The following is a 9,542-nucleotide window of genomic DNA, read 5'->3' as shown; positions in this document are numbered from 1 at the left end:
CTCGCCGACGGCTCGGTCACCCGCCCCGCCGCCGGGGGGGGCCGCGCGCCCCCCGCCCCTCCCCGCCCCCCGGCGGGGGGCGGCGGCCCCGCCCCCGCCCGGGGGCCCCCGGGGCCCCAACGGCAGCAGCCGGTGCTGCGGCAGCCGCCCGGTGGAGACCACTTCGCGCACGGTGGCCGGCACGCCGGAGGCGGCGGTGGTGCGCTGCGGGACGTACCCGATCCGGTGCCAGGCGCGGAAGCCGGCGTACGGGACGCCGAACAGCTCCAGCGTGCCCTGCCCCAGCGGGACGGAGCCGATGACGGCCTTGACGGTGGTGGACTTGCCGGAGCCGTTGGCGCCGAGCAGGGCGACCACCTCGCCGGGCTGGACGGTGAGGTCGACGCCGCGCAGCACCGGCCGACCGCCGCGGGAGGCGACGGCGTCGCGGAGGCGGACGGCCGGGGGTATCGGGTGGGTCATGGTGCTGTCGTCCCGTCAGCTGGTGGGGGTGCCGGTCGCGGTGGGAGTGGTGCCGGTCGCGGCGGGGGTGGCGCCGAGGGCGGTCTGGAGGTTGGCCAGGTTCTGCTTCATGACCGAGAGGTAGTCCTCCTTGCCCGGGTCCTTGACGCCCTCCAGCGGGTCCAGCACGGCGGTCTTGAGGCCGAGGTCCTTGGCGACGGTGTCGGCGAGCTTGGGGCTGACCAGGGTCTCGAAGAAGATCGTGGTGACGCCGTTGTCCTTGGCGGCCTTCTGCACGTCGGCGAGGCGGGCCGGGGTGGGCTCGGACTCGGGGTCGACGCCGTTGATGGCGACCTGGGTGAGGCCGTAGTGGTCGGCGAGGTAGCCGAAGGCGGCGTGGCTGGTGACGAAGGTCCTGGACTTGGCGTCCTTCAGGCCGTCCCGGAACTCCTGGTCCAGCGTGGTCAGCCGGCCGACCAGGTCGTCGGTGTTCTTGCGGTAGTCGTCGGCGTGGGCCGGGTCGGCCTTGGCGAACCCGTCGCCGACGCTCTTGGCGATCGCCGCGTAGCGGGTCGGGTCGAGCCAGATGTGCGGGTCGCCGGCCGGGCCGTCGTGCTGGTGGCCGTCGGCCTCGGCGCCCTCGTCGAGGTGGTGGTCGACCAGCGGGCTGGCGGCGGTGGCGTCGATCTTGTACTTGGCCGAGGACTGGCCGACGGCCTGGTCGACGGTGGGCTGCAGGCCCTTGAGGTAGATGATCGCGTCGGACTTCTGGACGGTGGCGACCTGCTTGGCGGTGAGCTCCAGGTCGTGCGGCTCGACGCCGGCCGCGGTGAGGTCGGTGACCGCGACGTGGTCCTTGCCGATCTGCTGGGCCAGGTACTCCATCGGGTAGAAGGAGGCGACGACCTTCAGCTTGCCGTCGGCGCTCTGGGCGCTGCTGCTGCCACCGCAGGCGGTCAGGACGAGGGAGGCGGTGAGGGCGGTGGCGGCGATGGCTATGGAGCTGCGGGTACGTCGTCCGATCATCATGACAATCATTCTCATCTTATCTGGAAATGATTGTCAACTCACTCGGACGGGTGAACGGCAGGTGGCCGTGACTGGGACGGGCCGGACGATACCGATTTGAACCCCGTACCCGTATGGCCGGTAACCTGAGGTATTCGGGTACGCGCAACCAGCCGTGCCCTGACCGTGCCGTACGTACTGAAGAGAGCACTGTGGCCGCCGACAAGATCGACACGATCGTCAGCCTGAGCAAGCGCCGTGGCTTCGTCTACCCCTGCAGCGAGATCTACGGCGGCACGCGTGCCGCCTGGGACTACGGGCCGCTGGGCGTCGAACTCAAGGAGAACATCAAGCGCCAGTGGTGGCGCGCGATGGTCCAGGCCCGTGAGGACGTCGTGGGACTCGACTCGTCGGTGATCCTCGCGCGCGAGGTGTGGGAGGCCTCCGGCCACGTCGCCACCTTCAACGACCCGCTGACCGAGTGCCTCTCCTGCCACAAGCGCCACCGGGCCGACCACCTGGAGGAGAAGTACGAGGCCAAGCACGGCTTCCCGCCGCCGAACGGCCTCAAGGACGTCAACTGCCCCGACTGCGGCACCAAGGGCCAGTTCACCGAGCCCAAGGACTTCTCGGGCATGCTGAAGACCCACCTCGGCGTCACCGAGGAGGCCAGCGGCCTGGCCTTCCTGCGGCCCGAGACCGCCCAGGGCATCTTCACCAACTTCAAGGCCGTCCAGACCACGTCGCGCAAGAAGCCGCCGTTCGGCATCGCCCAGACCGGCAAGAGCTTCCGCAACGAGATCACCCCCGGCAACTTCATCTTCCGCACCCGCGAGTTCGAGCAGATGGAGATGGAGTTCTTCGTCAAGCCGGGCGAGGACGAGCAGTGGCACGAGTACTGGCTCCAGCAGCGCTGGGACTGGTACGTCGACCTCGGCCTGCGCACCGAGAACATGCGCTTCTTCGAGCACCCGAAGGAGAAGCTCTCCCACTACGCCAAGCGCACGGTGGACATCGAGTACCGCTTCAACTTCGGCGGCAGCGAGTACTCCGAGCTGGAGGGCGTCGCCAACCGCACCGACTACGACCTGCGGGTGCACAGCGAGGCGTCCGGCCAGGACCTCAAGTACTTCGACCAGGAGAGCGGCGAGCGGTACTTCCCGTACGTCATCGAGCCGGCGGCCGGCCTCAACCGCGCCATGCTGGCCTTCCTGATCGACGCCTACTTCGAGGACGAGGCGCCCAACGCCAAGGGCGTCATGGAGAAGCGCGTCGGCATGCGGCTCGACCCGCGCCTGGCCCCGGTCAAGGTCGCCGTCCTGCCGCTGTCGCGCAACGCCGACCTCTCCCCGAAGGCCCGCGGCCTCGCCGCCGACCTGCGCACCGCGTGGAACGTCGAGTTCGACGACGCCGGCGCCATCGGCAAGCGCTACCGCCGCCAGGACGAGATCGGCACGCCGTTCTGCGTCACCGTCGACTTCGACACCCTTGAGGACAACGCGGTGACCGTCCGCGACCGCGACACCATGTCGCAGGAGCGCGTCTCGCTCGACCAGGTCAAGGCGTACCTGGGTGCGCGGCTGATCGGCTGCTGAGCCCGCTCAGCTCTTCTGGAGCCCTCGTTCGCCCCGGTCCGTCCGGGGCGGGCGGGGGCTCCTGCGTTCTGTTTCCCCGTCTGCGGTCCTACCGTCTGCCCCAGCGGGAACGGGGGGCCGCGGCCGGTTCGGTCGGCAGGCCGGCGCTGCGCAGGGCGGCCAGCGTCGTCCGGTGCCGGGCGCCGTCGGCGAGCAGCGCGGCGAGCAGCCGCCCGTACAGCTCCGGGCTGGTGTCCAGCGCGGCCGCCAGCTTGACCAGCTCCACCGGCGGGCGCAGCGCCGCCAGCTCGTACAGCAGGACGGTCGCGAGCTCGGCCGGCAGCTCCGTCGCCAGCGCGGCCAGCTCCGCCGTCGGCCGGCCGGCCGCCTGGCGCAGCAGCGTCCGCACGTCGGCGTGCCGGCCCGTACGGCGGAGGCCGGTCGCCAGCGCCGTCAACTCCGGCGTCGGCGCCGAACCCCACTCCCACAGCAGCGTCGCGCCGTCCGCGCCCTGCCCGGCCCGCTCCAGCGCGGCCAGCAGGGCGGGCAGTGCCGACGCCGGATAGCCCCAGAACGCGTGGAACAGCTCGGCCGCCTCCTCCGCCAGCCCCAGCTCGCGCAACTCCGCCAGCATCGCCACCGCCTGCTCGGGGGCGCACTGCGCGGCGCTCCTGGCCAGGTGCAGGGACGCGCCCGTCGGACCGCGCCGGGAGAGCATGCCGACCAGCAGCGCGGCGTCCGCCGGATCGAGGCCGGTGGCCGCCCGGGACAGCAGCTCCGTCGCCTCGGCGAAGGCGCCGGCACGGTGCAGGGCCGCCACCCGCTCGGCGAGGGCGCCGATGTCGGGGCGGGCGGGCCGGGCCTGGGGCGGCGGGGCCTGGGCCGGTTGCGGCTCCGGCGGTCGGCTCCTCAGCCGGTTCTCCAACGCCTCCAGCCGATCGCTCAGTTGGAGGCAGCGGGCGCCCAGGCCCTCGCGCAGCGTGCGCGCCTGCGCCAACTGCCGCAGCAGGTCCCCGTCCGGCCGCTGGCGGCCCGGCGCCGCCCGGATCGCCTCGTTCAACCGCCGCTCCCGCTGGCTCGCGTAGCGGCTCGCGCGGAGTAACTCGTCCAGTTCCGCCCGGAGTTCGTACGCCTGCTGCTCGCCCTCCGGGTCCTGGCCCGCGGATTGTGCCGTCGGCCGCATGCGCATGATCGCCCCACCCCGTCCATCTCTCCCCTGACTGCGGGACATCCTGGCGTCGCTATATGGCGGGGGAGTTAAGGGAGCACGTCCAGTCGTGCGCGACTGGTGTCAAGGAGCGCGCAGACGGCGGTCGTGGCAAGAAGTGCGCCGGTCGCGCTCCGCAGCAGGGTCGCCTCGTAGTACGAGCCGGGTGCGACCACGGCGACGGCGCAGCCGACGGCCGCCCCGACCAGGGCGGTGGGGATCAGACGGACCGTCCGCACCGCCGGCAGGAGCACCACGAGCCCCGCGACGGCCGCCAGTTCGGGGGTTCCGAAGGAGACGCCGTAGCGGACGGCCAGTGCGGGGACGAAGAACAGGACGAGGGCCCGCCCGAGCGTGCCGGTCAACGCGGTGGTGTGCGGGCCGGCCGGACCACCGCTCCACGGCACGAACCGGGTGGCGGCCAGGACCGCCAACGCGGCCAGCGCGCCGGCGAGATGGTCGCCGAGTCGGGCCAGGTTGTACAGCAGCGCGGTGTCGTACAGCGTCAGCATCAGCGTGCCGAACGCCCACAGGTCGAGCGTGAACAGCACCGGGCCGCGGGGTGGCCGGGCCCGTTCGCGGGAGGCCAGCCAGACGAGCAGCGGTGGTGTGACGAGCGCGGACACCGTCCGCAGCACGATGTCGTCCACCGTGTACGGATTCCGCAGGTCCCACTCCACCGCGCAGAACGCCACCGTATAGGAGACGGCGGCGAGCCCGGTCAGCGGCGAGCGCATCGCCCGGACGTAGAGGCCGTGGTCCAGGCGTCGCAGCACGGCGGCGAACGCCAGGAGCACCAGCGGGAGTTCGAGGAACGCCTGGACGCGGAGCACGGTGGGCGCGAGCAGCTCGGGCGCGGGGAAGTGCGCCGCCAGCCAGTCGATCGCCGGGTTGCCGCGCGGCACGTCGAACCACCCGGGCGGCAGGTAGCGGGCGACGAACGCCGTACTCCCGCCCCGCACCCGCTGCACGTACACGGCGAACAGCACCTGGTTCAGATAGACGAGTGCCACGACCAGCGCCAGTGCCACCTCCGGGCCGAAGCGCCCCCCGCGCCCCGGCCGGACCTCGCGCCGCCGCCACGCCCTGGGCGCCAGGGCCAGCGCGGCGGCGGCCGACACCACCACCGTGCCGTCCAGCACCGGGCCGACCGCCCTCATGCGGCGAGCCGTGCCCGCGCCTCCATCAGGGCGAAGCCGAGCAGGTTCAACCCCCGCCACTCGTCGGGCCGTTCCGCGCGGATGTCGTCGGCAGCGAGCCCGATGCCCCAGATCCGGTCCACCGGGCTGGCCTCGACCAGGACGCGGTCGCCGGTGCCCAGCAGGTAGGCGCGCAGCGCCTCGTCCTGCCCGAACTTCGCGACGTTCCCCTCGACGACCAGCTCGAACCGGCCGGCCGTCCAGGCCGCGTCGTCGAAACCCCTGACCAGTCGCCCCAGCTTCTTCGCCTCGGCCGGCGTGTGGGCCGCCAGCACCCGCTGCTCGATGGCCTCGTCCCCGAACATCCGGGCCTTGCCCGCCATCATCCAGTGCTCGGCGGACGCGTACGCCACCCCGTCGACGGTGAACTGCCCGGGCCACCACTGGCTCAGGCACTCCCGCCGCGTCCCCCCGCCCTTCCGCTCGGTGTGCCCCCAGAACATCAGCCACTTCGGCCGCACCCCGGCGGCCGTCAGTGCCGCCAGCTCCGCCCGGCTACGGACGTCGGCAGGGCGCCCCACGCGCATCTCGCTCATATCGTCATTCTGACGCAAAGGGGGCCGTCGGGCCAGCGGGTTTTCGGTGGCCGGTCGGGTCAGTTGGCGGGCAGTGCGTTCGCCATGTCCCGGAAGCGGGGCGACACCCGCATCATGCCGTCCGAGCCGACGTTGAGGTTCTCGATCCAGCCTTCCCGGTACCAGAAGAGCGACGGGGTCAGCGGGGCCGGGTCGCCGGCCGCGAGCTCCTTCGACAGGTCGATCAGGAAGCGGATGGCGTTCAGCGACAGGCTGGTGCGGATCGGCACCGCGCAGAGTGTGTTGTTCGTCGGCAGGGCGACCAGGGCGCCGTTGGGCAGCTCGATGCCGCCTCCCAGGGCGTTCTCCAGGCGCAGCGCGTGGGCGGCTCCGGGCCAGGCTCCCATGCCGTTGACGGTGTGGATGGTGTCGCCGTTGGACGCGTCGAAGACCTGCCGGTTGAGCTGCTCGGTGGCCAGGTTCGCGAAGGCCCGCTCCCACAGCTCGGCCCGGCTGATGCTCCACTGGTCGGCGGCGTGTTCGGCTATCGACAGGGCCTCGGTCTTGCCGGCCCGCTTGCCGGCGTCCACGCAGAGGACGACCGACAGCTCGTCGTCGATCTGCCGCGCCATCGGATCGGGCCCCAGGCCGCGGCTCCTGGTGATCAGGAGCCGCAGTCGGTCCCGGACCTCGAAGACCGAGATCTTCGCCAGCGCCTGGCACGGGCCGTGCTCGTCGCACAGCGGCCTCGGAAGGTTCTTGCGGCTGCCGAACAGCGGCATGGGTGACTCCCCGGGTGGTTGCGATGGTCGGACTGGGCCACAGCATTCCATCGGTCGGCCTCGCCGTCCCGAGATCACCCCATTCCCGGAGGTGTTCTGTCGATCTGTCAGATGGCGGCGTGCTCCCAGCGGAGGGCGGGGTGGCCGTCGATCCAGTAGTGGGTCGCCCGGTCGGTGATCCGCAGGCGGACGGCGGTGAGGTCGGGGCGTCCGGCCTCCTGCCAGGCGGTGAGGATGCGCTCGACCTCGTCCCAGAGCGGGACCGGGCCGCTCTGGTGGACCGTCCAGCCGTAGGTGTCGTCGGCGACCTCGGCGGCGGATCCGGGGGTGGCCAGGTAGTGGATCGACTCCAGGTCCTCCCCGATCGATACGGTGAACTTGGCGCTGGGAAAGGCGAGTTGGGCGAGGATGGCCGGCGTCGGTTCGTTGAGGAGGGTGGGGGAGACGTGCGCCAGCCGCCTCGGTGCGGCCGCCTCCGCCCGGGCCGCGAGGCCCCCGGCCCGGGCCGCCAGGGGCTCGGGGCGGACGGGAGGGAGGGTGGAACGGTCGATGAACCGGCCGTCGGCGGTGCCGTCGGCGGCGACGGTGACCCTGGCCAGGCCGGCGCCCTCGGGCCAGGTGCCGACCGTGGCCAGGATCGTGCCGCCGGGCTTGGTCCGCTGCACCCAGGCGTAGGGGATGCGGCGCACCGCGTGGGTGGCGATCACCCGGTCGTACGTGACTTTCGGGTCGGCCTCGACGGTGCCGACGTTGCGCTCGCCGAGGAGGTGGCGGAGCAGGGCCGTCGAGTAGCCCGTGCCGGTGCCGATCTCCAACACGGTGTGCCCGTCTTCGGCGCCCAGGGCGTCGATCATGCGGACGGTGGCGGCCGGGGCGGTGGTGGAGGCGGTGGGGAAGCCCCGGACGGGCGCGGAGGCCTGGTCGGCGGTCAGATGGCCGTTGAGCTGGGTGACCAACGACCGGTTGCTGTAAGCGAGTTCGACCCACTCTGTCGGATCGGCGCCGAGCTCCGTCACCGGCCGCCAGCGGCGCCTGCCGGTGGACACGAACACCCCGGGGCGCAGGAACGGCTCCCGGGGAACGGCCTCCACGGCCGCCCGCAGCGCCGGGCTGCTCAGGGCGCCGCCCGCCTCAAGCCGGTCGGCGAGCGTACGGCGGGCTGCTGCGGTGTCCGGGGTCATGGTTCTCCTTCCTGGGGCGGGTGTGTGCGTCTGTGCTGGATCGCCTTGCTGAGTGCGGAGTTGACCAGCACGGTGACAATGCAGAGTACGAGGAGGAAGGAGGGGTTCGCCAAGGGAGCCCCTAGGAGTAGTGCTTGTGCAGGTCGTCGGTGATCAGCCCGGTGCCGTGGTGGACGGCCAGGCTGGAGTAGGTCCCGCGCAGTTGGGCGGCGTGCGCGGTTCGCTGGTGTTCGATCAGCAGCCCTTCGGTGTCGTCCGAGTGGCCGCTGCGGGCGCGCTCTCGGCGACTCAGGAAGACGGTCGTGCCGATGATGGTGGCCACGAGTGCGACCAGGAACGCGATGACGAAGGTCATGAGGTCTCACCTTTCCCCCGGGCCTGGATCGTCCCATGACGAACCATCTCCACGGAAGGGTCAATTCCACCCGACCCGCCGCACGAAAAGTCGACCAGGCCGACTTCCTGTGCCGCGTGTCACGGGTTTCGGGGCCCGTCCCATCGAGCAGATCCGGGAGGGGGCATGACAATTCCCCCTCCCAGAGGTCGATGTGAGGAGCCCGCATGAGCCCCACCCGTCGTGACGTCCTGCGCTGGGGAGCCGGTGCCGGTGGCGCCCTCCTGGCCGCCGCCGCGTTCAGCCCGGATGCAGCGGCAGCCGCAGCCGTCAGCCCGTCCGCCTGGATGAGCGCCCTGGACGACGCCACGCCGCTGACCGCCCTGACGATCCCCGGCACCCACGACTCCTGCTGCACCGACCCGCTGCACGGCACCGAGTGGTCCCACACCCAGAACTGGGGCCTGCCCGAGCAGCTCCAGCGCGGCATCCGCTTCCTCGACATCCGCTGCAACGGGCTCGCGGGGACGGCCGACGAACTCGGCATCTACCACAGCGACAACTACCAGTACGTCCGCCTCCAGGACGTCCTCGACCAGTGCCGCGCCTTCCTCGCCGCCAACCCGGGCGAGGGCCTCGTCATGCGCGTCAGGAACGAGTACGCGGGCGGGAACCGGCTCGACGACACCGAGTTCCAGCGCCGGATCAACCACTACCTGGACGGCCTCGGCTACCGGGGCCTGTTCTGGACGAACCCCTGGTGGCCCACCCTCGGCCAGGCCCGCGGCCGCGTCGTCCTCGCCGCCGACTTCGCCAACCCCTGGTCCGTCATCCAGTGGTCGAGCGCCACCAACACCTGGTTCGCCACCCAGGACACCTTCCAGGGCATCAGCCTCGCCGCCAAGTCCAAGGCCGTCACCGACTGGTTCGACCGCGCCTTCCTCGACCAGGGCTCCCCGCGGATGTACGTGAACTTCACCAGCTACGCCAACGGCGGCTGGCCCAAGGTCAACGCGGCCGCCATCGTGCCTCCCGTCCGCGACTACCTGAACGCCCGCCGCCAGCAGCCCGCCCACTTCGGCATCGTCCCGATGGACTTCCCCGACTTCCACACCGACGTCCTGCAACTGCTCATCGACAAGAACTTCATCGGCCGCTGACCGGTCCCAAGACCGGCCCGCCGACTCGCCGTTGCTCACGCTCCGCGACGTGCCGGCGGGCCCCGCGGGGGGGGGTGGGGTGGGGGGGCGGGGGGGGGGGGCGCGGGGCGGGGGGGGGGGGGGGGGGGGGCGGGGGTGGGT

At 72.1% G+C, this 9,542-nt stretch carries 10 protein-coding genes; 2 read left to right on the top strand and 8 right to left on the bottom strand.

Translation table 11 applies throughout. The annotated features are described in order from the left end of the window. Nucleotides 1-462, bottom strand: a 462-nt coding sequence (locus ACFV6I_RS14930; protein WP_380425504.1) for an ATP-binding cassette domain-containing protein, incomplete at its 3' end; no start/stop codon positions are given. 15 nt (nt 463-477) lie between these two features. Beyond that, nucleotides 478-1,470 carry a metal ABC transporter substrate-binding protein gene (locus ACFV6I_RS14925; protein WP_380425502.1) on the bottom strand — a complete coding sequence of 331 codons (993 nt, stop codon included), beginning with the start codon at nt 1,468-1,470 and terminating at the stop codon, nt 478-480. A gap of 191 nt (nt 1,471-1,661) precedes the next feature. Between ACFV6I_RS14925 and ACFV6I_RS14920 the strand changes: the two genes are divergently transcribed. Further along, nucleotides 1,662-3,044 carry a glycine--tRNA ligase gene (locus ACFV6I_RS14920; RefSeq protein WP_063347506.1) on the top strand — a complete coding sequence of 461 codons (1,383 nt, stop codon included), beginning with the start codon at nt 1,662-1,664 and terminating at the stop codon, nt 3,042-3,044. 88 nt (nt 3,045-3,132) lie between these two features. Here the strand turns inward: ACFV6I_RS14920 and ACFV6I_RS14915 are convergent, their stop codons facing one another. The 6 genes from ACFV6I_RS14915 to ACFV6I_RS14890 form a co-directional block, all read right to left on the bottom strand. Next, complete coding sequence (locus tag ACFV6I_RS14915) at nt 3,133-4,212, bottom strand: hypothetical protein (protein WP_159398423.1); 1,080 nt, start codon at nt 4,210-4,212, stop codon at nt 3,133-3,135. Between the two features lie 68 nt (nt 4,213-4,280). Beyond that, nucleotides 4,281-5,390 (bottom strand): hypothetical protein, encoded by a 1,110-nt coding sequence (locus tag ACFV6I_RS14910; RefSeq protein ID WP_380425500.1) that lies wholly within the window; start codon nt 5,388-5,390, stop codon nt 4,281-4,283. Further along, complete coding sequence (locus tag ACFV6I_RS14905) at nt 5,387-5,965, bottom strand: NADAR family protein (RefSeq protein ID WP_380425498.1); 579 nt, start codon at nt 5,963-5,965, stop codon at nt 5,387-5,389. The genes ACFV6I_RS14910 and ACFV6I_RS14905 overlap by 4 nt, the downstream gene beginning before the upstream one ends. 59 nt (nt 5,966-6,024) lie before the next feature. Beyond that, nucleotides 6,025-6,726 (bottom strand): hypothetical protein, encoded by a 702-nt coding sequence (locus tag ACFV6I_RS14900; protein WP_380379271.1) that lies wholly within the window; start codon nt 6,724-6,726, stop codon nt 6,025-6,027. A 107-nt stretch (nt 6,727-6,833) separates the two neighbouring features. Further along, the gene (locus tag ACFV6I_RS14895) at nt 6,834-7,907 is read right to left on the bottom strand and encodes a methyltransferase (protein ID WP_380425496.1); all 1,074 of its coding nucleotides are present in this window, start codon (nt 7,905-7,907) and stop codon (nt 6,834-6,836) included. Nucleotides 7,908-8,028: 121 nt separating this feature from the next. Continuing rightward, complete coding sequence (locus tag ACFV6I_RS14890) at nt 8,029-8,262, bottom strand: hypothetical protein (RefSeq protein ID WP_063347501.1); 234 nt, start codon at nt 8,260-8,262, stop codon at nt 8,029-8,031. Nucleotides 8,263-8,468: 206 nt separating this feature from the next. Between ACFV6I_RS14890 and ACFV6I_RS14885 the strand changes: the two genes are divergently transcribed. After that, on the top strand, nt 8,469-9,401 hold the full coding sequence (locus tag ACFV6I_RS14885) for a phosphatidylinositol-specific phospholipase C (RefSeq protein WP_380340943.1): 933 nt from the start codon (nt 8,469-8,471) through the stop codon (nt 9,399-9,401). Nucleotides 9,402-9,542: the final 141 nt, after the last annotated feature.

The sequence above is a fragment of the Kitasatospora sp. NPDC059803 genome (genome assembly GCF_042732255.1).
Lineage (GTDB): Bacteria > Actinomycetota > Actinomycetes > Streptomycetales > Streptomycetaceae > Kitasatospora.
The sequence above is the reverse complement of the archived record's forward strand: the minus strand, read 5'-3'. Positions and strand labels throughout refer to the sequence as shown.